The organism is Bacillus sp. 37MA (assembly GCF_000372765.1).
In the GTDB taxonomy this organism is placed as follows: Bacteria; Bacillota; Bacilli; order Bacillales; family Domibacillaceae; genus Domibacillus; species Domibacillus aminovorans.
In genome coordinates this window covers 3,026,661-3,049,201 of sequence record NZ_KB889752.1, presented here as the reverse complement: position 1 = coordinate 3,049,201, position 22,541 = coordinate 3,026,661, and the positions used below count along the sequence as shown (strand labels likewise).

23 protein-coding genes and 2 pseudogenes are annotated in these 22,541 nt (G+C 43.5%); 13 read left to right on the top strand and 12 right to left on the bottom strand.

Annotation, left to right across the window (positions count from 1 at the left end; all coding sequences use genetic code 11):
• The first annotated feature begins 23 nt into the window (after positions 1–23).
• Together A3M5_RS0116750 and A3M5_RS0116745 are read left to right on the top strand one after the other, a co-directional pair.
• Positions 24–719: a DsbA family oxidoreductase gene (locus A3M5_RS0116750; protein ID WP_018394946.1), complete on the top strand. Its 696-nt coding sequence runs from the start codon at positions 24–26 to the stop codon at positions 717–719.
• Between the two features lie 169 nt (positions 720–888).
• Complete coding sequence (locus A3M5_RS0116745; RefSeq protein ID WP_018394945.1) at positions 889–1,464, top strand: metallophosphoesterase family protein; 576 nt, start codon at positions 889–891, stop codon at positions 1,462–1,464.
• A 7-nt stretch (positions 1,465–1,471) separates the two neighbouring features.
• Here the strand turns inward: A3M5_RS0116745 and A3M5_RS0116740 are convergent, their stop codons facing one another.
• Positions 1,472–2,377 (bottom strand): AEC family transporter, encoded by a 906-nt coding sequence (locus A3M5_RS0116740; RefSeq protein WP_018394944.1) that lies wholly within the window; start codon positions 2,375–2,377, stop codon positions 1,472–1,474.
• 86 nt (positions 2,378–2,463) lie between these two features.
• On the opposite strand from A3M5_RS0116740, the gene A3M5_RS0116735 reads away from it, so the two are divergent.
• Genes A3M5_RS0116735 through A3M5_RS0116725 form a run of 3 tightly spaced genes read left to right on the top strand, consistent with a single transcriptional unit; the run spans position 2,464 to position 3,991 of the window.
• Positions 2,464–2,790 (top strand): hypothetical protein, encoded by a 327-nt coding sequence (locus A3M5_RS0116735; RefSeq protein ID WP_018394943.1) that lies wholly within the window; start codon positions 2,464–2,466, stop codon positions 2,788–2,790.
• Entirely contained in the window at positions 2,774–3,535 is a 762-nt protein-coding gene (locus A3M5_RS0116730; protein WP_018394942.1) for a threonine/serine exporter family protein, read from the top strand. Before A3M5_RS0116735 ends, A3M5_RS0116730 begins: the two co-directional genes overlap by 17 nt.
• A gap of 12 nt (positions 3,536–3,547) precedes the next feature.
• Positions 3,548–3,991, top strand: a complete 444-nt coding sequence (locus A3M5_RS0116725; RefSeq protein ID WP_018394941.1) for a threonine/serine exporter family protein — start codon at positions 3,548–3,550, stop codon at positions 3,989–3,991.
• Positions 3,992–4,255: 264 nt separating this feature from the next.
• Here the strand turns inward: A3M5_RS0116725 and A3M5_RS26225 are convergent, their stop codons facing one another.
• Positions 4,256–4,432, bottom strand: a complete 177-nt coding sequence (locus A3M5_RS26225; RefSeq protein WP_231373244.1) for a zinc ribbon domain-containing protein — start codon at positions 4,430–4,432, stop codon at positions 4,256–4,258.
• Position 4,433: 1 nt separating this feature from the next.
• Positions 4,434–4,634, bottom strand: a pseudogene (locus A3M5_RS26220) (helix-turn-helix domain-containing protein); the annotation flags it as partial.
• Here A3M5_RS26220 and A3M5_RS0116715 point away from each other — a divergent pair.
• Complete coding sequence (locus tag A3M5_RS0116715; RefSeq protein ID WP_018394939.1) at positions 4,633–5,034, top strand: (deoxy)nucleoside triphosphate pyrophosphohydrolase; 402 nt, start codon at positions 4,633–4,635, stop codon at positions 5,032–5,034. The pseudogene A3M5_RS26220 and the gene A3M5_RS0116715 sit on opposite strands and share 2 nt — an antisense overlap.
• A gap of 36 nt (positions 5,035–5,070) precedes the next feature.
• On the opposite strand, the pseudogene A3M5_RS26675 reads toward A3M5_RS0116715, so the two are convergent.
• From A3M5_RS26675 to A3M5_RS0116700, 3 genes and pseudogenes are all read right to left on the bottom strand, one after another.
• A pseudogene (locus A3M5_RS26675) lies at positions 5,071–5,280 on the bottom strand (phospholipase D-like domain-containing protein); the annotation flags it as partial.
• 164 nt (positions 5,281–5,444) lie between these two features.
• Positions 5,445–5,678, bottom strand: a complete 234-nt coding sequence (locus A3M5_RS0116705) for a hypothetical protein (RefSeq protein WP_018394937.1) — start codon at positions 5,676–5,678, stop codon at positions 5,445–5,447.
• A gap of 206 nt (positions 5,679–5,884) precedes the next feature.
• Complete coding sequence (locus A3M5_RS0116700; RefSeq protein WP_018394936.1) at positions 5,885–6,664, bottom strand: Cof-type HAD-IIB family hydrolase; 780 nt, start codon at positions 6,662–6,664, stop codon at positions 5,885–5,887.
• Between the two features lie 448 nt (positions 6,665–7,112).
• Here A3M5_RS0116700 and A3M5_RS0116695 point away from each other — a divergent pair, with 448 nt between their 5' ends.
• Both A3M5_RS0116695 and A3M5_RS0116690 read left to right on the top strand, forming a co-directional pair.
• Positions 7,113–7,295 (top strand): hypothetical protein, encoded by a 183-nt coding sequence (locus A3M5_RS0116695; RefSeq protein ID WP_018394935.1) that lies wholly within the window; start codon positions 7,113–7,115, stop codon positions 7,293–7,295.
• A gap of 522 nt (positions 7,296–7,817) precedes the next feature.
• Complete coding sequence (locus A3M5_RS0116690; RefSeq protein WP_018394934.1) at positions 7,818–8,237, top strand: MFS transporter; 420 nt, start codon at positions 7,818–7,820, stop codon at positions 8,235–8,237.
• A 299-nt stretch (positions 8,238–8,536) separates the two neighbouring features.
• On the opposite strand, the gene A3M5_RS0116685 is transcribed toward A3M5_RS0116690, so the two are convergent.
• The 3 genes from A3M5_RS0116685 to A3M5_RS0116675 form a co-directional block, all read right to left on the bottom strand.
• Positions 8,537–9,409, bottom strand: a complete 873-nt coding sequence (locus tag A3M5_RS0116685; RefSeq protein WP_018394933.1) for a cation diffusion facilitator family transporter — start codon at positions 9,407–9,409, stop codon at positions 8,537–8,539.
• A 191-nt stretch (positions 9,410–9,600) separates the two neighbouring features.
• Entirely contained in the window at positions 9,601–10,566 is a 966-nt protein-coding gene (locus A3M5_RS23890) for an S-layer homology domain-containing protein (protein ID WP_018394932.1), read from the bottom strand.
• Positions 10,567–10,752: 186 nt separating this feature from the next.
• Positions 10,753–11,220 carry a GyrI-like domain-containing protein gene (locus A3M5_RS0116675; protein ID WP_018394931.1) on the bottom strand — a complete coding sequence of 156 codons (468 nt, stop codon included), beginning with the start codon at positions 11,218–11,220 and terminating at the stop codon, positions 10,753–10,755.
• Positions 11,221–11,370: 150 nt separating this feature from the next.
• Between A3M5_RS0116675 and dat the strand changes: the two genes are divergently transcribed.
• Positions 11,371–12,201, top strand: a complete 831-nt coding sequence (gene dat, locus A3M5_RS0116670) for a D-amino-acid transaminase (RefSeq protein WP_018394930.1) — start codon at positions 11,371–11,373, stop codon at positions 12,199–12,201.
• Between the two features lie 78 nt (positions 12,202–12,279).
• Positions 12,280–13,155: an SGNH/GDSL hydrolase family protein gene (locus tag A3M5_RS23250; protein ID WP_018394929.1), complete on the top strand. Its 876-nt coding sequence runs from the start codon at positions 12,280–12,282 to the stop codon at positions 13,153–13,155.
• Positions 13,156–13,217: 62 nt separating this feature from the next.
• Here A3M5_RS23250 and gdhA read toward each other — a convergent pair whose 3' ends face one another.
• Positions 13,218–14,600, bottom strand: coding sequence for an NADP-specific glutamate dehydrogenase (gene gdhA, locus A3M5_RS0116660; protein WP_018394928.1), 1,383 nt, complete (start codon positions 14,598–14,600; stop codon positions 13,218–13,220).
• Between the two features lie 269 nt (positions 14,601–14,869).
• Positions 14,870–16,213, bottom strand: coding sequence for a sodium-dependent transporter (locus A3M5_RS0116655; RefSeq protein WP_018394927.1), 1,344 nt, complete (start codon positions 16,211–16,213; stop codon positions 14,870–14,872).
• Between the two features lie 133 nt (positions 16,214–16,346).
• On the opposite strand from A3M5_RS0116655, the gene purU reads away from it, so the two are divergent.
• Both purU and trpB read left to right on the top strand, forming a co-directional pair.
• Complete coding sequence (gene purU, locus A3M5_RS0116650; RefSeq protein ID WP_018394926.1) at positions 16,347–17,255, top strand: formyltetrahydrofolate deformylase; 909 nt, start codon at positions 16,347–16,349, stop codon at positions 17,253–17,255.
• Positions 17,256–17,353: 98 nt separating this feature from the next.
• Complete coding sequence (gene trpB, locus A3M5_RS0116645) at positions 17,354–18,505, top strand: tryptophan synthase subunit beta (protein WP_018394925.1); 1,152 nt, start codon at positions 17,354–17,356, stop codon at positions 18,503–18,505.
• A 167-nt stretch (positions 18,506–18,672) separates the two neighbouring features.
• On the opposite strand, the gene A3M5_RS0116640 is transcribed toward trpB, so the two are convergent.
• A complete protein-coding gene (locus A3M5_RS0116640) occupies positions 18,673–20,295 on the bottom strand; it encodes an ABC1 kinase family protein (protein ID WP_026221778.1) in 1,623 nt (540 codons plus the stop codon).
• Between the two features lie 201 nt (positions 20,296–20,496).
• On the opposite strand from A3M5_RS0116640, the gene A3M5_RS0116635 reads away from it, so the two are divergent.
• Positions 20,497–22,338: a cation:proton antiporter gene (locus tag A3M5_RS0116635; RefSeq protein ID WP_018394923.1), complete on the top strand. Its 1,842-nt coding sequence runs from the start codon at positions 20,497–20,499 to the stop codon at positions 22,336–22,338.
• Positions 22,339–22,541: the final 203 nt, after the last annotated feature.

Sequence of the window (22,541 nt, the reverse complement as noted above, 5' to 3'; positions counted from 1 at the left end):
TTAAGAAAAGGAGTTGGACGAAGATGAAAGTAGAAATTTGGTCGGACTTTGCATGTCCATTTTGTTATATTGGAAAACGCCGCTTTGAGCAAGCAATCGAGCAGTTTGATGGAAATGTAAAGGTAGAGTTTCGTAGTTTTGAGCTCGATCCGAATGCACCGAGAAAAGCTGATCAGGATATTCATGACATGCTGGCAGGGAAATATGGAATGACGCGTGAAAAAGCAAAAGCGATGAATGATCAAATGACAGAACAGGCGAAAGAAGCGGGGCTTGATTATCAAATGGATACCATTATCCCAGCTAATACGCATGATGCACACCGTCTGTCGCATTATGCGAAAGAACAAGGCAAGATGGCGGAGTTTACGGAACGCATAATGAAAGCATACTTCACGGAATCAAAGCATATCGCAGACTTTGAATCTCTCGCCCAGCTCGCAGAAGAATCCGGCCTCCTTAAAGAAGAAGTATTAAACGTACTTGAAAGTGGAAAGTATAGTGATCAAGTGCGTGCGGATCAGAAGGAAGCGGCGCAGGTTGGTGTACGGGGCGTGCCGTTTTTTGTATTTAATGAGAAGTATGCGGTGTCGGGTGCGCAGCCTGTGGAGTCATTTTTGCAGGTGCTCCATAAAGTAGGGACAGAAGAACAGGTGACGGCTAAAAAAACAGAATGGTGCGCAGATGATGATTGCGGTAGTCTTGAAGGTAACAAATGAATATAATAAAAAAGTATATTTAACAATTCGTATTCATCATGTCATATCATGAATTAAACCGCCAAAATTAAGGCGGTTTTTTGACGCATAGGGCGTGTTAACAAAGGTGTGCGATTTTATTTTTTGATCGGCAATTAGAAAAAATACTTTGATGGAAGGAGATAGAAGAATGGAGTATGCGCTGCTTGGTGATTTGCATTCTAGCATTGACGATACGAAAGCGGTGCTCGCTCACATTGAGCTTACGGTACCGAATGCGAAAGTGGTTGGACTAGGCGATTTATTTGAATCTAAAATTGGAAAAAGAAAAGCAGCGACGATTCGATTATCAAGACTAGAGGAAGCGGCAGTATGGTCGGAAGAATTCGTGTCGCTGCTAACATTTCCATCGGTCCGGGGCAATCAGGAAGAGCGGATTATGGTGGTGACCGGTGGGAATCAATATGAACATTTACCAGAACACATAATCATTGAAGGAGCTGTGCTAATGCATGGCCACCAGTGGAAATGGACAAAAGAGTGGACACCGGTGCTGCCCAAAACGGAACCGTCGCTTCTCTTTTTCGGGCATAGTCATGAAGCAGGACTGTATCGGAAAGGGAAACGACTGCCATTCTCGTACGGAGTCCCGGTGCATTTAAAGAAAAAAAGATACGGCATTAACGCTGGTGCCGTTTGGGGTACGCGCGAATGGGTGCTATATGACGCCGCCGCGCGCACCGTGACGTTTATGAAAACGGAGTAAACGCTTGCTATACGCCAAGTAAAAACAAAACGAGCGGAATCGTCAAAATGCTTAATAATGTGGTCACCAGTGTAGTAAACGAGACGAGATCGGGCTCCGTACCGAATTGAATGGCAAACATCGTCGTGTTTGCCGCAGCAGGCATTGCCGCCAGCAAAATCATGACATCTTTCAGCAAGTCATTGACCGGCATAAACGACACGATCAACACGGCAAGAAGCGGTGATGCAATCATTCGGATGGAGGTCACTGCACTCACATAATTATATGCTACACGCTTTGTCGCAATAACGGCGAGCTGCATGCCGAGAACGAGCATAACTGTCGGAATCGAGGCATCAGCGACCAGGCTAATTGCGTCCATAAATGTTTGGTGAATATGTACATGTAGCAATTGCAAGATGACCCCGAGGACCGCGCCGTGGACAACGGGCATACGTACAACGCGCTGGAGCGACTGCTTCAACGTCGTTTCTTCTTCTCCGCCAAATGACGCCGCAAACATCCCGATCGTGTTCATCAAAAAGGCTTGGAACACCATAATAATAACCGCATAATCAAAACCAACCGCCCCAAAGGCAAATAACACAACCGGTGCGCCATAATTGCCGCTGTTCATAAAGACACCGCCAAGAATCATCGCTGCCATTTTTGGACGGGATGCTTTCATGAAGAAGCCGGTTACGAGTACAATAAGAATTAATGACAAGGATAAAATGAGGCAAAAAGCCGTAATATAAACGTACTCCATCGTTAATTCATTAGCGTAAAATGTCCGGAACGCAAGAAAAGGCGACATTAAATAAAGAGCGGCCATCGAAATCGATTTAATATCAAATCCAATCCACTTCTGTCCCGCGTAACCAGTCAAAAAAATTAAAAATGCTGGTAAAACAATCATTAATAAATCCAAAATCTGTTCATCTCCATCGAGTGTTTCTTTTCTTTATCATAGCAGAATATCCTATATGAAGAAGATGGTATACTACTGGAAAAACAGTGCTTCTTTTAATTGTCCTGTTTGCGATAGGAGTAGCTATTTTCATTTCAATTCCGCTGAATAAGCTGGCGAAGTTTTCTGAAGAAGCAACATCTCTAGGTTATATTAAGAATGAACAGCTGAATATGCCGAACATGAAACTGGTCATCTATGAAGTACGGCAACTTATCAAGCTAAATCAGGAGGGAAAAACAAAACAATCGTTTACAACCGGCATTGACCTTTTTTGCCGGTTGTTTTTCTATCAGATGAAAAAGGGGAACGTGATACGCTATAATGGAGACATTGACAAAGACTGGGGTGATTTTGGTGGATGCCGAACTTGAAGAAAATTATAACATAATGGACGTCAGTTTGATCGCGGGGAAAATTATGTTAGAAAATGGCGCGGAAACGTACCGAGTAGAAGATACGATGATGCGGATTGCACTGGCATATGGCATTCGTGAATCACACAGCTTTGTGACACCGATGGGCATTATGTTTTCGATTGAAACAGACGAGCCGACGAAAACAAAACTGATACGAATTTCGAACCGGACGACCGATTTATATAAAGTGAGTGCGGTTAACGCGATTTCGCGGCGAATCAGCGCGGGGGAATTGACGACAGTGCAGGCCTACCATGAATTAAAGGCGATCCAGAAAGCACCGATGTTTTTTCCCTTTTGGATCCAAATACTAGCGGCAGCATCGACGAGTGGAAGCTTTGTTATCCTGTTAAAAGGAAGCTTTGATAACGTGCTTCCTGCTATGATAGCCGGTGGACTAGCTTATTTTATTGTGTTAAAGGTCGCGGACATTGTGCCGACGATGTTTTTCTCGGAATTTATTGCGGCGTTTGTTAGCGGTGCTGCAGCGTATTTTTTTTATCGAATTGGCTTTGGCGGCGATCTTGATCGAATCATCATCGGTACGCTTATTCCGCTCGTGCCGGGCCTGCTTATTACAAATGCCGTACGCGATTTAATGGCGGGTCATTTTATTTCTGGTTTGGCTAAAGGAGCAGAAGCACTGCTTACGGCACTCGCGATCGGAACAGGCATCGCAGTTATTATGACATTGATTTAAGGGGATGTGGAGGTGACCATTCTAACCAATACGCTGTTCAGCTTTCTCGCTGCAGTAAGCTTCGGCATTATGTTTAATGTACCAAGAAAATTGCTGGTAAAGTGCGGCACTGTCGGGATGGCTGGCTGGATGGCGTACTATTTTTTATCTGAAAACAACGTCGATCCATTGGCATCCACAATCGCTGCCTCATTCACAATCGCTATCATCGGACATGTATACGCAAGACTGTACAAAACACCGGTTATTATCTTCACGATTGCCGGTATCATCCCACTCGTTCCAGGCGGTACCGCTTACCGGGCGATGCGCGCTTTCGTGCAAAATGACTACGGAAATGCCATGAGTCTAGCAGCCAAAGCCTTCATGATTTCTGGTTCTATCGCTCTCGGCTTGATCTTATCCGACGTATTTTATCAGCTGTTGATTCGGAAAAAAGTACCGGTTGGGAAGTGAAATTGGGCGGACGGCAGGATATCTCTTCATTTATGGGAAATCCATACAATACTAGAAAGAAGGGACATTTTGCAAAACTTTCGTCCATATATCATACTTATCTGTATTATGATGACTTGGGGACTCAATGTCCCGCTTGGTGAACTACCCGCCACTTAACACCCTTTCGGGTTGTTTGAAGTGAGGGCTTCTCGACTTATCGTTATTTTTACTAGCCAACGAAAACGGACCGAGCTACCCCTCTTGTTCCAAGAGTTCATTTATTTACATCGCTAACAAGCGAACGCCTTCCTTTTTGATGTTGATTGCTGAATTGTAGTCACGATCTGCTGTATACCCGCAAGAACAATGATAGGTGCGTTCTGAAAGGGCTATGACATTGACTGTTCCACAATTCGAACACTTCTTTGTGGAAGGAAACCACTTGTCAATTTTGATCAAAAGAGTCCACTTCTTTTAGAAACGAAAATTCCCCTTTGTACTTAGCCGAGGTCGGAAACTTTTGCTTTTTGAGAACTACTTTATCTTCTTTGAATTTTTCGTACGTTTCTTTACGTTCCGCCAACATTTTATTGTAGGTGAATCTCACACAACCAAATGTTTTACGAATCAAAATGCCTTGTTCTAAGGAGATGAGCCAAATGAAAAAATCTGTTCGCGTTGTCGGCGCTGTGATCGAAAACGAGCAGCACCAAATCCTTTGCGCACTTCGCTCACCCGATATGACATTCCCAAACCTATGGGAATTTCCCGGCGGCAAAATCGAAAAAGATGAAACACCGGAAGAAAGTTTGCGAAGAGAAATCATCGAAGAACTCGCCTGCACAGTTGAAGTAGAGAAGAAGATTGAAGAAGTCACACATGAATACGAAGCCGTTATCGTGAACTTACTTACATACAAATGCCGCATTATAGATGGCACGCCAACCGCTGAAGAACATGCTGAACTCCGTTGGGTGCCAAAAAACGAACTCAGCACACTCGTCTGGGCACCTGCGGATATTCCGACAATTGATAAATTGTTAGTTGGATCAAATCTATAAATAAATCCTCTGAGAGCGGTTTGTGAAGGGCCCAAACAATTTTGAGAATTGAAGTAAATGCTGAAGAGCTTTTGGTTCGATAATGCCTAAATAAGTAGAGGTAATAATACGAACCGGGACACCGTGCTTATGAAGTTCTTGAAGCGATTTCGTCAGAAGTTAAACACCAGACATTCTTGTGAAGCTCACCATGAAATCAACGTGATCCGCTGTATGCATTTCAAATTTGATTGTTTTAAAGAAATTTTAATGGATTTTATCTCATTCGTTAACACGTCAGCACGGTTTAAAAACAGTTCTTGTTCAAGAAGTGGCATTGTATCCCCATGGCTGTATGTAATATAAGAGAGCGGTAATTCAAATATTATATATATTGTAAATTCCCCGCCTTTTCGTTCAGGCGGGGAATTTTATACTAATTTCGACCAGCTTTGTTCTTTCCACTGTTGACCGGTCATTCCATATTCAATGCACGCAATTTCATCGGACATTTCTTCAAAATGAACAGTCAGCCATTTTTGGTTGTGGGCGAGCCTGTAGTATCCTTTGTTTGAAAAGGTGACGGAGCTTGGGGCATAAAGAATATAATCCAGGTTCGTGAATTCATCTTCGATTACATGGACAGCTTCTACTTTCATGGCCATTTGAGGATTTTCCTGAAAGCACTGCTTCATCTCAATAAAACTGGAGAATGTTCCCACGGAAATAAACGCCTCTCTTTCTCTAATCTGTATATCACTCTATCCTTTTGTCCATTATTCTGACCATATTTTCATTATTTATGCATATATAAGGAATTTTTCGAACAGAAAAAACGGCCCGCTTTTATGCGAGCCGTCATTTTTACTTATTAGTCTAACAGTCCAACCATTTTTAATCCGTTTACGATGCCGTCTTCGTCTACGTTTGTCGTAACGTATTTGGCCGCTTTTTTTGCTTCTTCACGTCCATCGCCCATCGCGACGCTGTTCATGACTGTTTCGAGCATCTCCACATCGTTTAAGCCATCGCCGAATGCATAAACATTTTCTGGCGTAATGTCAAGTCTGTCGATGATTTTTTGAATGCCTTTTGCTTTGGAGCCGCCTGCTGGAACGATATCAACAGATACAACATGCCAACGAACGAAGTCGAACTCAGGGAATTGTTCTTTATATAACTTGTCTTCCGGGTCTTTGCAAAATAAGAGTGATTGATACAAGTCCCGTCCTTCATGGTAATTCGGGTCATGTGATGGGAAGAAGTCGACTTTTAATGAATTGAGCCCGACTGTCATATCTTCGTTATCTAGGGTGTTCCTTCCCATATTTTCGTGATCCATATACACAATCGGATTTTCGCGTTTAATCGCCACGTCTGTTAGTCTCAAAAGAGCCTCTTTATTAAGCTTATTTTTGTAAATCGGTTCGCCTTTAAATACGACATACTGGCCGTTATAGCTGACGAACGTATCGATATCGAGCTCTTCGCGCAAGTTTTTGAACATAAATGGTGCGCGGCCGGTTGCAATCGCAACTTCATATCCTTTTTCCTGTAGGTCACGGACGGCCTGTTTTGTCGAAGCGGGTAGCTTTTTATCATGATCATACAGAGTGCCATCTATATCGAAAAAAATAATTTTTTGATTCATGTCGGTCTCCTTCGTTTTTTATTCTTCTTAATACCATACTAACAAAGGTGGTTTGTTTGAACAATAGCAGGAATCATTGGAAACATATATATTGAAGGCTTTTTTTCACTTATGTGGAATTCGACTTTTATTTTTCAGATAAAAGCGAAGGAAGCATTTTTGTATTGAAAATGGCAAGTTCCTATGCTGAGTTGACTCGAAAGTTATTTTCCATTTTATTAATTTTAGGTGAGAAGACATCCATTACTTCCATTGTACCAATAAATGATTGGGCGACTTCGGATAAAATATCTTTAATAGGGAAGTGAACATAAAAACAAAAGTGAGCATACTTGGATGATAACCGTTCCCTCCTTTTTCAGAGGGAGATTAGTGAATACTTGCCAAAAGCTGTGACGTATATTTCTACTCTCATTTTTCATATTAAGGGAAAGAAGGAGGAATACTTATGGCAAAGCGGACGAAGAAAAATGATGCAGAACAAAAGAACAAAAAAGGATTTGACTCCAGTAAAACCGATTCAGAATTCTCCAAAGAGTTTGGCAGTGCAAATGCTAATCGAGCACACAAAGAAAAGGCGAAAAAAGAAAAAGCGTCCAAAAATCAAGGAGAATGGAACGGAATGAATTGATGAACCTTTAGGGTTCCCGATAACAGAAAGAAAAAGCCTTCATTTTCGACCGAGTATAGTCGGGCGAAGATGAGGGCTATTACTAATGATAAGAGTGAATAAGAAATTTCAAATATTATTGTTGTTTAAAAGCGGGCACCTTTTTAACGCACCTGCTTTTATATATTTATTTTCAAAATTTGAGAAGGCAACTCAAAATCATCCTTCTACTCATTTTTTATGTATCGGCAGGGTTATACATATTGTTAGGTATTATAAGTTGGTTAATGTTGCCTAAAGGATGCGGTGATGAGCCATGCAAAACCGTTCCATTTCGATCATATGTGGAGATATTTAAGAATAAAGCATTTGTTGTTTTTTCACTGGTCAGCATACTTATTTGGACACTATATACTCAGCTATCCTTGAGTTTGCCTTTACGGGCGGAAGATATATTGCCAGATCCCGTGCCGTCAGCCTGATTTGGACCGTTAAGGCTTTGATTGTCGTTGTTTGCAAACACTGATTTCTAGATGGTTCAATTTGTCTATAGGGATGTTATTTATTGGAGGAGGGCTTGGCTCTATTTATTTCGCTACCAATTTTTATGGGCTGCTCTTAAGCGGTGCGATCTTTATTATCGGTGAAATGTTGGTTGTACCGACAATGGATGCAACTGTATCTCGGCTCGGAACCGCACGAATGATCGGCGTGTTCTTCGGTATAACCAATTTTGTTTCCGGAGTAGGGGAAGGTGCTGGTAAATTTGCAGGCGGTCAATTGCTTAGTTTAGATACATCGTCAGTTACCCCTTGGTTGACATTTACTTTAGGTGCTTTAGTCATTAGCGGAATACTAGCTTCGTTAAGATTTTGGAAGCCATTATACTCCTCATTGGCTGAAATAAGAGAAGAGGTGGGTCAAGCAGGTAAGAATGGTGGTTCCGATCATCTAACGGATTAGATAAACGCCTTCGTAACATGAAAAGTGGACAAACGGGCAAGACTAGATCTTTGAAAAGGGACTTGGTCTTTTTTGAAGACTTATTATGTAGTAGAAAATGGACTATTCATCTCCTCTTTTGTAAAACGATATGATTAAAGTGAGTAAACAATCACCAAAAATTAAAAATAATGTGCAGCCGTTAGGGAGTGAATAAAGAAAAGGGGAGAGTTACCGTAGATGGCAGGCAGTTGATAGAAGGAGACGGTACGCTTTCGACGAGCGGCCGTTTTTTTTGTAGGCAAAAAACGGCACACTGTTCAGTGGCCGTTCGGTTCAATGTGAATATGGGTGGCGCGTATGTTATGTTCTTGCAGTAAAGATTCTTCGACGTATTCAGTAATGTCATGGCTTTCGACAACGTTTAAGTCAGGATCGACTAAAATAACGACGTCGACGAATGTGATGTTGCCATGTGAGCGGGCTTTAATGCTTGATACACTGTAGACGCCAGGTACCTTTTCAACGGATTTTTGTATGTCTTCAATTTTATGCCGATCAAATGCGTCTGTTAATGTGAGGGAGGCTTCAGCGAAAATATCCCAAGCCGTTTTTAAAATAATTAAGCCAACGATGAAGGCAGTCAATGTATCGAGCCAGTCCATGCCTAACTGCGCGCCGATGATTCCGATAAATGCGCCAATACTCACCAGCGCATCGGAGCGATTGTCATGTGCAGCGGCCAAGATGGATGGGCTATTAATTTTTTTGGCGAGCCGTGCGTTGTATGTGTAGACGCCGTACATGACAGCAGCAGCGAAAAGGGCGGCCCAGGCAGTGATCATGTCTGGTGTTTCATGATCAGCATGAAAGAGCGACGTGCCAGCACCGATAAGTACTTGAATGCCGACGGATGCCATAATGAAGGCAGCGATTAGTGAAGCAACGGTTTCGGCGCGGAAATGACCGTAGCGATGATTTTCATCGGGCGGCTTCCGGGCAATTTTTAAGCCAATCAAAATAGCGATAGAGGCGATGATGTCGGTTGAGTTGTTGAGACCGTCTGCTTTTAATGCTTCTGAAGCACCGATCCAGCCGATCGTTAATTTTAATGTTGAAAGAAACAGGTAGGCGATAATACTGATCCAAGCGCCTTGTTCTCCTTTTTTAAGATTGTCATAAGCAGTATCCACGAGATGGTTCCCCCAATAAAAAATAGTGTATCCATCATAGCAGATGCTATTCGGGTGGGTCTACGGCAACAAGATTGTGCGTGGCACAACAAGTTGTACATACGCTACAAATGGTCGAAGGCAATTAAATTTCGCTGCGAAAAGAGGCTACCCAAGTCAGATTATCTGACTTGGGCAGCCTTTTCCTTAGCTTATTGGTAGTAACTCCATGAATGTTCGTAGTCGAGTGACAAGTTTTGCAGAGCTGGCCGTTGTTTTACTTCGATCCGGGCAAAATAAGCGGTTACTGTTTTTTGTTGGTTGGCGCCGATGACAATGTTGTCGAATGAGCGAGGTGATGTCATATCCGCGACGATCGTATTGCCAGCGTGCAATGTGTACTGGCCTTTAATATTAAACACTTTATTGCGTGAGTTGTTGTACAAGACGAGCGTCATTTTAATGCGGCCGTCTGCTTCGTGGACGGCGCTTTTAATGCCGACTTGAACACCTGTCCGGAATTTTGCTTCAAGTGCACGTGCGATAAAGACAGAAAACTCGGTGCGGTTGATTTCACTGTATGGCATAAAATAGCCGTTGCTGCCACTCGCAATGCCAGCGCTGCCGAGTGCTGATGCATATTGATAAAACCAGTCTGTGCTTTTTACGTCTTTAAATGAGGCGACATATGCCGGCTTCATGTTAAAGCCTTCTGCGATAATTTTCGCCATTTGAGAGCGTTTCAATTTACCAGACGGATTAAAGTAGTTTGCTTTGCTGAAAATACCATATTTTGTTAAGACTGCGATTGATTTGTATGCAGGATGAGACGTCGGAATATCCCGGAATCCAGGATTCGGTGCCGACTCATTTTGAATGCCGAGTGCTTTCGCTAAGATGATTGCAGCGTGTTCCCGTTTGACGGAATCATTTGTGCCGAAATTTCCATTTTTGTATCCTTGAATAATGCCTTTTTGTACAAGATAATTGATTTCATCGATTGCCCAAAAGCTAGCAGGTACGTCACTAAATCGTACAGCAGCGGCGCTTGTCCCATTCGATTGTACCGTCGTGCCAGATGAGTTGTTTTCCACTACAGCTGCTGAAGGACTTGCAATTGGAATGAGTAAAGCAATGGTTAAAACTGCTGCAAATAAACTGTGTAATTTTCTTTTCATCTTCACACCCCGTTATAAAATTAAATTATACTTATATATATTTTAACAATAAAGGAAAGTATTTCATATAGTAAATGTGGAAAATGGGGAATAAGACACGTATTTTCCTGTATAAAAGTTATTCGGTTTAAATGGGTTCATTCCTCCACTTTCGGAAACTTCATTTTTGAGAAAATTTACGTTGTTTTAAACGGCTTCTTCAATTGCTTCGCTTCGTTTATCAGCAAGCCGCCAGTATAAATGGTGGTGGCCTTCTTCAATCGTGACATCAATACGGAATTCGTTGGAATCGAGCCTGACTTTATGTTCGCGCGCCCATTGCAAGATGGTGCGAAAAGCAAATTGGATCTCGTCATCACTTCCATGAAATTCAAGTAGTGCATACGACCCGGATGGAATAGTTGAATTTGTCATACCGGACGGAATAATATCAATTTGCTTCACTTCCATTGCGATGCAGTGTGTGTACAACTGACCTGCACGCTTTAAACAAATGTCCATTAAGTTTCCATCTGTCTGTCCGGGAATCTGGTTTGCTGCTTTTAAAAATCGTTTTGTCCACTCGGGTCTAAGTGCAGTAATTTCATCTTGTGTACCGCTTATTTCAAACCCAATAACAGTCACGGTGCGTACATCTACAATTTTTGGTGTCATATTATCAGCTCCTTTACCCTTTTCTTTACCCTTTTATCTGCGTTTTCACACCGTCCCATTCGGGAATATACTTCAATACATACTGTATTATTTTTTCAGAAAAGTAAGTATAATGAATGGAGAAAAACATGGGAAAAGAGGCTTTTAAATATGGCGATGGGCTATTTGAACGGGAAATTTATTAATTCAAGCGATCCGGTTTTACCGATAGACGAGCGAGGTCACCAGTTTGGCGACGGTGTATATGAATTCATTCGAGTATATAATGGACGCCCGTTTATGATGCATCAGCATATGGAGCGCCTATTTAAAAGTGCGGAGGCCATTAGACTGAACATTGGAAAAACAGTTAAAGATATTATAGCGATTGTGGAGGACCTGATTGAGCGGAGCGGCCAGGCGAACTGCGACGTATATATGCAGGTGACGCGCGGCATTGCACCTCGCGATCACTTATTTCCAAATGTAGAAGCATCTATTTCGATGACAGTAAAGCCGTTTAAGCTTATATCGGATGACATTCGTAAGGTTGGTGCGACAGTGAAGCTGCTACCTGATGAACGATGGCAAAATTGCTGGATTAAGTCATTGAATTTGCTTCCAAATATTTTGGCCAAACAGGCAGCGTTTGAAGTAGGGGCTCTTGAAGCGGTACTCGTTCGTGATGGATTTATTACAGAAGGGTCAAGTTCGAACTTTTTTATTGTGAAAAACGGCGAGATATTGACAGCACCGGCAACGAATCATATTTTACACGGGATTACACGTATTGCCGTGAAAGAAATCGCGATGGAACTTGGTATCACACTGAAGGAGCAAGCATTTACGCCGGACGAATTGCTGGCAGCAGATGAAGCTTTTTTATCGAGCACAGGCTTAGAAATATTGCCGGTAACAGAAGTGGACGAGCAGAAGATTGGCAATGGGTGTCCCGGGACGGTTACGGTAACACTGTATGAGGAATTTTTGAAGAGAATATAATGAACAATTAGTTGTTTCACGCGTAAAGCGCCTTCCTTTTGGTAAAATAGAAAGAACACTATTAGGGAGTGGGGCATCATGTTAAAGCGAAGCATCGTTGGTTGCTTGTTATGTTTAAGTCTCTTCGGAACACAGGCAGGGCATGCAGCAGGGCTAAACTATACGGCCATCGGAGATTCACTTGCTGCGGGACAGACGCCAAACCGTGAAATTGGCGCAGGATATGCAGACATGATTGCAATGAGCATACAGCCAGAAGCCTATTCGAAAGAGCTGGCTATGCCGGGATATACAGTTGATCAGGTGATTAAGCAGGTAGAAAGTGACGCAGGCCAGCGTGCGATTCAAAGCGCGGACCTCATTACGATCTCAGCAGGTGCGAACGATTTATTGCCGCTCATTCAAAATGATCCATCGCGTGGCATGTTGACATTTAATGCAATCACTGCCGCCTTTGCGCTGAATGGGGTACGTGAAGATTATGCGGTACTGCTGCATAAAGTTGAGGAATTGAATCCGGGTGCCAATGTATATGCGATGGGGTATTACTTTCCGTATCCGCACGTATTTGACCAGCATAAACCAGCTGTCGCGGAGCAGCTTAATATGTTAAATGACATTATTAAGCAGGAAGCAGAAAGTGCAGGTGCTGTGTTTGTACCAGTTGCCGATCGTTTTGGGACGGATGCTGTCGACTATTTGCCAAATCCAGGTGACGTTCATCCAGGACCCGCAGGTTACTTAGAAATGGCGAATGCATTTTTAGCTGTTTACGCGCCAGGCAGTCCGGAGATTCCAAAGTCGTTGCTCAATCAGCTGCCAGAACCGGTGTCATTCGCGGAGCTCAGGAAAGTAGCAGCGAAACAAGAAGTCGAACCTGAACGCTCTGAAGAAGAGGTTGCTGTGGTAGAAGGATGTACAAAAGAAGAAATATACACGGAGGGGGCGTCTTGAATCATAAGGCGTCTTTATTTAACAAAAAACACCCCAGACGAGTCTGGGGTGTTTTTTTGTTATTAAACGACACCTTGAGAAATCATTGCGTCCGCTACTTTAAGGAATCCGGCAATGTTGGCACCCACAACAAGGTTGCCTTCATGGCCAAACTCAGCAGCTGCATGTTTGCTGTTTTTGAAGATGTTTTTCATGATATTGTGAAGTTTTTCATCTACTTCTTCAAATGTCCATGGCTGACGCGCACTGTTTTGTGCCATTTCAAGGGCAGAAACCGCCACGCCGCCTGCATTTGCTGCTTTTGCAGGGCCGAATAGAACGTCATTTTTCAAGAATATTTCGATCGCCTCAAGCGTTGAAGGCATGTTTGCTCCTTCACCAACCGCTTTTACGCCGTTATCAACAAGCACTTGTGCTGCTTCTGCATTGATTTCATTTTGTGTTGCACATGGGAGCGCGATATCGCAAGAGATGCTCCAAATGCCTGAGCAGCCTTCTATATATTGTGCAGTTGGATGGACGTTCACATATTCGCTGATACGTTTGCGTTCAACTTCTTTCAATTGCTTCACAGTCGCCAGGTCAATGCCGTTTTCATCGTAAATATAGCCGTTTGAATCAGAACATGCAACGACTTTCGCACCAAGCTGTGTCGCTTTGTCAATTGCATAGATCGAAACGTTGCCGGAGCCAGATACAACAACTGTCTTGCCTTCGAATGATTGGCCTTTATCTTGAAGCATTTCGTCTACGAAATAGACTGTACCAAAACCAGTTGCTTCTGTACGAGTTAAGCTTCCGCCGTATTGAAGGCCTTTGCCAGTCAAAACGCCTGCTTGGTAACCGCGAAGCCGTTTATATTGTCCGTACATAAAGCCGATTTCACGACCGCCAACACCAATGTCGCCCGCTGGAACGTCGATATCTGGACCGATGTGACGGTACAATTCAGTCATGAAGCTTTGTGTAAAACGCATCACTTCGTTGTCTGACTTGCCTTTCGGATCGAAGTCAGAACCACCTTTACCGCCGCCGATTGGCTGGCCAGTCAATGAGTTTTTGAAAATTTGTTCGAAACCGAGGAATTTAATGATGCTTGCATTAACAGACGGATGGAAACGAAGACCGCCTTTGTATGGTCCGATGGCGCTGCTGAATTGAACACGGAAACCACGGTTTACTTGCACGTTACCGTTGTCATCAACCCAAGGTACACGGAAAGAAATAGTGCGTTCCGGTTCTACCATGCGCTCAAGTATATTATGTTGAATATATTTAGGGTATTTTGCGAAAACCGGTGTCAATGATTCGAAAATCTCTTGCACTGCTTGATGAAACTCGCTTTCTCCAGGATTGCGTTTTTTTACGATCTCATATACATCGTCAACATATTTTTTAGCCGCTTGAAATTCACCTTGTGTCACTTCATTCGTGATTGTTGTCATGTGCAGTCCTACTTTCATAAGTTATTAATTTAAGTTAAGAACATCATATGCTGATTTATTCATCTCTTCAATGCTTTGTTGGGATGGAATTAATGATTATTTGATATGGATTTAAAATGGAAAGGAAAGAAAGGGCTTTCCTTAGCTGGAAAAGGGTTTTCTATATTAAAATGAGATTGATTTTTAAAAATATGAATAATTATGATCTTGAAAAAAGAACAAAAGAAAAAGGCGTTCGCGAAATGTTCATAATTTCACGAACGTTTTTCTTACTGCTTAAACTGACTGACCGTGTAAACAAATACAATGACAATGGTGATCGGAACAACCCATCTCATTAATGACAACCAGATTGAATACGTGCTGCCCATTTTGTTTGCGCTTAAATAGTATTGCTCTTTTACGAGTGATTTATCCATACGCCATGCAATAAACAACGCAATGAGCAAGCTACCAAGAGGCAGAAGGATGTTGCTGACGAGAAAGTCGGTCACATTAAAAACGGTCCGTTCAAATATCAGTACATCAGAAAGCGCACTGAATGACAGCGCCGCCGGAATGCCGGCAAGAAAAACAATTGCACCGGAAATCCATGAAATTTTCTTCCGTGACGACTGTTCACCTTTTGTGAATGCCGCTGTAATAATTTCCAGCAAGCTGAACGATGATGTAAGTGTTGCAAACAAGAATAACAAAAGAAACATAAACAAAAACAGTTCGCCAAATGGCAGCTGAGAAAAGACAGATGGCAGAACAACGAATAGCAGACCCGGTCCTTCCGTCGGTTCAAAACCGAAGGCGAAGACGACTGGGAAAATAGCCAAACCCGCAAGCACCGAGACAAAAATATTCATAAGTGCAACAGAGCCCGCTGATGCAGGGATGCTGACGTCTTTATTTAAGTAGGAACTATACGTCACCATGCAAGAAAAGCCGACTGCAAGTGAAAAGAAAGACTGTCCGAGTGCATATAAAACAGCTTCACCGGTAATTTTCGAGAAGTCCGGCTGCAAGAAGAATCGAACGCCTTCCATTGCTCCGTCAAGCGTTAATGAGCGCACGACAAGAATGATAAAGAAAATGAACAGCATCGGCATCATGTATTTGCTGGATCGCTCGATTCCATTGCGGACACCAGCAGCGATGACGAGAATGTTTAAAAGCATAAATGCGGCATGCCCGCCGATTGTCAGCCACGGATTCCCCGTCACAGCACCGAATAAGGCACCAGCATCACCGCCGTCAATGACATTCCCGAAGAGGGCCATACATGTATAAATGAGCACCCAGCCGCCGACAACGCTGTAAAATGATAGAAGCAGAAAGCAGCCAACAACACCAATTTTGCCGATTGCTGTCCAAAACGAGTCCGGTGCCAGCTTTTTATAGGCATTGACCGCTTCACGGCCGGAACCACGTCCGATAATGAATTCAGAGATGAGCATTGGCAAGCCGATTAAAAGCGTAAAAAGGATGAATAAAAGCAAAAATGCTCCGCCACCGCTCTCCCCGGTCACATACGGAAATTTCCAGATTGCACCGAGGCCAATTGCTGCCCCCGCTGATGATAAAATAAAGCCGATTTTCGACGACCATTGTTCCGTTTTTTCCATAATAATCGCCTCCATTTATGGGATTTTCATTCCCCCACTATAGCATGAAAAAGCATAGCAGACCGAATATATTTTCAATGCGTGTGAAATCGTCTATAATGAAGTAATTAATATGACAACTGGAGTGTACCCAATGACCGTAAACATAAATGGATCAGAAAAAAGAGATGAACATGGAAATCGTCTGAAAAATCGTGGCCGATTGCTCGTGAAATGTCCGGATGGACCAGGCATTGTATCGGCGCTGTCGAAGTTTCTGTTTGAACATGGAGCCAATATTATTGAATCAAGCCAGTATACGAGTGATCCTGCAGGCGGAACGTTTTTTATCCGCATCGAGTTTGACTGCGAGTTGCTCGCTGACAAACGTCAAAAGATAGAGACGGACTTTGAAGTGCTCGCGGAACAATTTAAAATGGATTATCGTTTTGCCTACGGCGGTGACCGGAAAAGAACCGCGATTTTCGTTTCAAAAGAGCCTCATTGTCTTCGGGAGTTATTGTGGGAGTGGCAGAGCGGGGATTTGCAGACGGATATTGCGTTTGTCGCGGGAAACCACGAAGATGCACGCGGAATAGTTGAGTCACTCGGTATTCCGTTCCATTACATTCCGGCAAATAAAGACATTCGCAAGCAGGTGGAAGAGGAGCAGGCCCGACTTGTGGAAGAGTACGATATCGATGTGATTGTACTAGCTCGTTATATGCAAATTTTGACGCCGGAGTTCGTTGAGCGTTATCCAAACAAAATTATTAATATCCACCATTCATTTTTGCCAGCCTTTATTGGCGCGCGTCCGTACGAGCGTGCTTATAACCGTGGTGTGAAGCTGATCGGTGCGACGTCGCATTACGTGACGAATGATCTTGATGAAGGACCAATTATTGAGCAGGACATTGAACGTGTGGATCACCGCGATCATGTAGCTGATTTGAAGAAAATTGGTCGTTCGATTGAACGTCGCGTGCTGGCTCGTGCAGTAAAATGGCATCTTGAAGACCGCATCATTGTGCATGGCAATAAAACGATTGTTTTTCATTAAGGAGAAAAGTCCGGAGATGTGTTTCCGGGCTTTTTCAGCACAGTTGCTATAGTGAATGTTTATATTCAGAATAGTCGATAAATAGGGAGCGTGTAAACATGACAGAATCAGGATATTTCGGCCAGTTTGGCGGCAGTTTTGTACCACCGGAATTAAAAGCAGCGCTTGATTACCTCGCTGAACAATTTACGGCATATAAAGAGGATCCGGCGTTTAATAAAGAGTTTCGTTATTATTTGAAAGAATACGTCGGACGGGAAAATCCGCTTACGTTTGCGGGACAGCTGACAGAGAAGCTTGGCGGTGCAAAAATTTATTTGAAGCGGGAAGATTTGAACCATACAGGCTCGCATAAAATTAACAACGTGATCGGGCAGATTTTGCTAGCAAAGAGAATGAATGCGCGTCGTGTCATTGCGGAAACGGGCGCAGGGCAGCACGGTGTCGCAACAGCTACAGCATGCGCGATGTTCGGAATGGATTGCGTGATTTATATGGGGGCGGAAGATATGCGGCGCCAGGCATTAAACGTGTTCCGGATGGAATTGTTAGGAGCAAAAGTGGTTGCTGTAGAAGAAGGTCAGGGGCGTTTGAAAGATGCGGTAGACGCAGCGCTGAATGACTACGTTGCAAATTATAAAGACACGTTTTATTTGCTCGGATCGGCTGTTGGCCCTCATCCATATCCAACGATGGTTAAGCATTTTCACGCGGTCATCAGTGAAGAGTCGAAACGGCAGATTTTAGAGAAAGAAGGGCGTCTTCCGGATGCCGTCATAGCCTGCGTGGGCGGCGGCAGCAATGCGATTGGATCATTTGCCCATTATATTGATGAGTCGTCTGTCCGTTTAATTGGGGCTGAACCAGAACAGGCCGCTTCTCTTACAAAAGGGGTCCCTGCTGTCCTTCACGGGTTTAAATGTTATGTTTTGCTCGATGAAGAAGGAAATCCTCAGCCGACGTACTCGATTGCGGCAGGACTCGATTATCCGGGCATTGGCCCTGAACACAGTTACTTGAAAGAAACGAAACGCGCTGAATATTACATGGTAACAAACGAAGAAGTGCTTGAGGCGTTTAAAGAGCTGTCACGAACAGAAGGCATCATTCCAGCGCTTGAAAGTGCACATGCCGTCGCACTCGTTATGAAACTTGCTCCGGAAATGAAGAAAGACGAGATAGTGATCGTGAATATTTCAGGCCGAGGAGATAAAGACGTACAGCAAGTGTTTGAAATGGAAACGAAATAACGAAGAAAGGGTTGTCCTGAAAGTCAGTAAACTGACAAAGGGCAGCCTATTTTTTTTGCGACGGCGGGATAATCACTAGAATATGGATAATCCAGCCGTCAACAAAGTTTCCCGCAGTTCCATGTGAACAGTACATTGTATAAGCATTGATCTTCAAATTTACCGAGTCATGCTATAAATCGTTTGTGAGCTCGGATGGCCCGAATGTAAAAGAAAACAGAGAGCGTAAACAAAACGGGGCCGCCGTAGACAATAGCTTCATGATGGACAAACGGGACAGCGGCCACTCCTGGGAATGTAACAGCCATAAAAAGGAGTGCGTCACGACGTCCCTTCAGCACATACCGCTCCGCTTCATTGCGTTTTTGCTGCGCATCCCGCTGCTCACGAAACAGCCGGGGCTCGTCCAGGACAGACAAGAATTTTTGCGGGAATGACAAAAGCGGGCGCAGGGATTGAACAAGAATTTGCTTTGGACTCGTTTTGCCCGCGTGTTTCCCGAGCCAGTCCATTACCGGCTTTCGACCGACTTCCATTAAATCGATGTTCGGGTCCAGAATATGCAGCAATCCGATAAATGTGGACACAGCTCGTCCTAAAAACGCGAATTCCGCCGGGAGCTGTACCGGTTCTTTTTTGACGATTTGCTGCACTTCGTCGAGCAACTGTCCGATAGCGAAGTCATCTAGCTGCATAAACGACTGCGCAGTATAGGCATCGATCATCGCCCGGATGACGCGTTTCATCCGCTCTTTGTCAGCGTGCGGAAGTAAAAAGCGCAGCCCTTCCAGTCCTTTTATGACCTGATCGTAATCTTCAATTAAAATGCCTTCGATAAGCGTTCGAATATGAACCGCATCTTCATTGGGCACACGGCCGGTCATGCCAAAATCAATGAGCACAATCGTCCCATCTGCTTTCACTAAAATGTTACCGGGATGCGGATCAGCGTGAAATTTACCTTCCTGCAAAAGCTGCTCCAGAAACATATTTGTCAATCGGACAGCAAGATCCTGCCGATCGATGCCGTTTCGTTCCAAGAAGGAAATATCTGTAATTCGGGCAGCTTCCACCCAGTCCATAACGAGCACTTTTTTTGTTGAATAATCCCTGTTATAGCCGGGAATATCTACGTCTGAAAACGATTCATAGCGCTTTTTAAAATAAAGACCGTTTTCGAGTTCACGGCGAAAATCAAGTTCAGCTCCGATAACCGACGTCATTTCCCGATAAAGTGCAAGCATATCCGTTTGCTTGCCAAACTTCGTAAATCGTTTCGCAAGCTTCATAACAATGCGCACGGCTTTAAAATCAACAGCGATAATTCTCTCGATGTCTGGGCGCTGTACTTTTACCGCGATGAGCTCGCCTGTATAAAGACGCGCTTTGTACACTTGGCCAATGGAAGCGGACGCCACCGGTTGCCGGTCGATTTCTGCCGCCACGCTTTCAACAGGTGCATTCCATTCCTGTTCCATGACCGTTTGTGCTTCTTCCCACGGAACGGCTGGCACCCGGTCGATTAAGTCTTCAAGCTCATCGAGAAACGCTTTTGGCATAACATCTGCTCTTGTACTTAAAAACTGTCCAAGCTTAATTAATAAACCTTCAAGACGGAGAGCGGTCTGCCGATACTTAGCTGCCTGTTTTTTTATGAGTAATTCCCATTTTATATTTGTTTCATCCGTCCAATTACCCCGGTGATACCGTTCGAAAATGGTGAGCTGTAAAAAGAAAACAACGGCCATTTTGACGATAATAAAAATACGGAAAAAAGCTAATTTATTCAAAAAATCCGTCCTTTCCGGATAAACATTCATCTGCCATTTTACAGGATGAACGGCACCACTGTACAATTTCGGGTTTCAGGCACCATTACTCAAAAAGGAAGAGTGATTGGTTCTATGAAGCGCAGTCGGTTTTTTTTGTGTGAAATTCGGGAATAAACGCGGTAGTGTGTAGAAAGACTTACCAGAAGAGAGGAAGATGTAATGTTTGATTCACTATTATTTAATTTAATGATTATTCTCTTTATTGGGATTGCCTCCCAGTGGATGGCGTGGCGATTCCGACTTCCGGCGATCGTAGTTATGTCGGTGGCAGGACTGCTTATTGGGCCGCTCTTCGGGTGGATAAATCCGAAAGATGTGTTCGGTAACTTATTTCAGCCAATTATATCAGCCGCTGTCGCGATTATATTATTTGAAGGAAGCTTAAATCTTGATTTTCGTGAAATTAAAACGGTTCGCCAGCCGATCCGGCGCATTGTGACGCTTGGCGCGTTTATCGCCTGGATTCTCGGTTCACTCGCCGCGCATTACATTGCCGGATTGTCATTGACTGTTGCATTCGTCATTGGCGGTTTATTCATTGTTACGGGGCCAACGGTTATTTTGCCGCTGTTACGTCATGCAAAATTAAAACCGCGCACGGCAGCCATCTTGAAATGGGAAGGCATCGTGGTCGATCCGTTTGGTGCCCTTCTTGCTCTATTCGCATTTGAATTTATTAAATTTTTAACAGGCACGGTATCGGCTGCGACACTGCTCGTCTTTTTAGCTGCTTCTGTATTTGCCGTTATACTCGGAATATTATTTGGTAGGGGGCTTGGCAAAGCACTTGAAAAAGGACGTATTCCAGAGTATTTAAAATCACCGGCCGTATTCGTGGCGGTCATTACCTGTTTTACAATTGCTGATGAAGTGATGCATGAAACAGGGTTGCTTGCGGTCACAGCGATGGGGATTGTCATGGCGAATATGCATATTTCCTCTATAAGAGACATGCGCCATTTTAAAGAAAATATTTCGATTTTGCTTATTTCAACTATTTTTGTTATGTTAACGGCGTCATTGACAACCGACACTTTAAGAGAAATATTTAATATTCGCATTATTGCCTTTGTTATTTTGATGCTGTTTATTGTACGACCGCTGTCGATATGGCTGTCAACAATCGGTACGGATATGACGAATCAAGAAAAAACGCTTGTCGGCTGGATTGCGCCACGGGGAATTGTGGCATTAACCGTATCCGGTTATTTTGCAGAATCGCTTCTTAAAGCAGGATACGAAGATGCTGCACTATTAACACCGCTCACGTTTGCCCTTGTGTTTTCAACTGTTGTGGTACATGGATTTTCGATTGGCTGGCTGGCGAAAAAGCTGGACGTATCATCAACAGATAAACCAGGTATACTGCTTATTGGCGGGAATGCATTCACTGCAAAGCTTGGTCAAGCGCTGAAGGAATTGAACATCCCCGTACTCGTTGCGGATGAGTCATGGCAGAGGCTGAATGCTGCTAGACAGGTGAATTTGCCGGTATACCACGGTGAAATCTTATCAGAAAGCACAGAATATCATCTCGAATTGACGCCCTATGAATACATGATTGCTGCAACCGATGATGAAGCGTATAATGCGCTCGTCTGCTCAACATTTGTACCGGAAATGGGCCGTGTGAATTTGTTTCAAATTGCAGCAGGTCCGGAGCGTACGCAAACGGCAAAAGAATTTAATAAAACAGTTGGCGGAAAAGTACTGTTTGACAGCGAAGCTCATTTCGAAGCATTAAACATGCGCGTTGCTGGCAATTATATTATCCGGAAAACCGATTTGACTGAACAGTATGACTATGAACAATATTTGCGTGACCGTGATAAAGGCTCCTTGTTGTTGTTCATTTTAAGGTCATCCGGCAGACTGGAGTTTTACACGCGTGATGAATCACCAAAAGGGGAAGCGGGTGATAAAGTAATCAGCCTCGTGCCACCAGTGAAAGAATTCGCGAAAATGAAGGAAAAGATCGCTGAAAAGCGGCGAGATCAATAATGAAAAAGCGGCCCCTAGGAGGCCGCTTTTTCTGACAGTAAATTTAGAGAAAGTATGGAATGTATTATAGTTATATTTAACCGGATAAACCCGGCTGAGCACTTATTATATTATTCGATTTTGAAAGTGCTTTCATTATAAAATGCACAAAAAGCCATAAAAAAGACACAAAGCAGAATTATTCGACTTAAATCACAAATTGT

Bases quoted from the DNA above. Each gene is read 5' to 3' on its own strand.
- A3M5_RS23890 (WP_018394932.1), bottom strand. From the start codon at position 10,566: ATGAAAAGAAAATTACACAGTTTATTTGCAGCAGTTTTAACCATTGCT.
- A3M5_RS0116715 (WP_018394939.1), top strand. From the start codon at position 4,633: ATGAAAAAATCTGTTCGCGTTGTCGGCGCTGTGATCGAAAACGAGCAG.
- A3M5_RS0116655 (WP_018394927.1), bottom strand. From the start codon at position 16,213: ATGGAAAAAACGGAACAATGGTCGTCGAAAATCGGCTTTATTTTATCA.
- A3M5_RS0116750 (WP_018394946.1), top strand. From the start codon at position 24: ATGAAAGTAGAAATTTGGTCGGACTTTGCATGTCCATTTTGTTATATT.
- A3M5_RS0116700 (WP_018394936.1), bottom strand. From the start codon at position 6,664: ATGAATCAAAAAATTATTTTTTTCGATATAGATGGCACTCTGTATGAT.
- dat (WP_018394930.1), top strand. From the start codon at position 11,371: ATGGCGATGGGCTATTTGAACGGGAAATTTATTAATTCAAGCGATCCG.
- A3M5_RS0116745 (WP_018394945.1), top strand. From the start codon at position 889: ATGGAGTATGCGCTGCTTGGTGATTTGCATTCTAGCATTGACGATACG.
- A3M5_RS0116695 (WP_018394935.1), top strand. From the start codon at position 7,113: ATGGCAAAGCGGACGAAGAAAAATGATGCAGAACAAAAGAACAAAAAA.
- purU (WP_018394926.1), top strand. From the start codon at position 16,347: ATGACCGTAAACATAAATGGATCAGAAAAAAGAGATGAACATGGAAAT.
- trpB (WP_018394925.1), top strand. From the start codon at position 17,354: ATGACAGAATCAGGATATTTCGGCCAGTTTGGCGGCAGTTTTGTACCA.
- A3M5_RS0116635 (WP_018394923.1), top strand. From the start codon at position 20,497: ATGTTTGATTCACTATTATTTAATTTAATGATTATTCTCTTTATTGGG.
- gdhA (WP_018394928.1), bottom strand. From the start codon at position 14,600: ATGACAACAATCACGAATGAAGTGACACAAGGTGAATTTCAAGCGGCT.
- A3M5_RS0116675 (WP_018394931.1), bottom strand. From the start codon at position 11,220: ATGACACCAAAAATTGTAGATGTACGCACCGTGACTGTTATTGGGTTT.
- A3M5_RS23250 (WP_018394929.1), top strand. From the start codon at position 12,280: ATGTTAAAGCGAAGCATCGTTGGTTGCTTGTTATGTTTAAGTCTCTTC.
- A3M5_RS0116705 (WP_018394937.1), bottom strand. From the start codon at position 5,678: ATGGCCATGAAAGTAGAAGCTGTCCATGTAATCGAAGATGAATTCACG.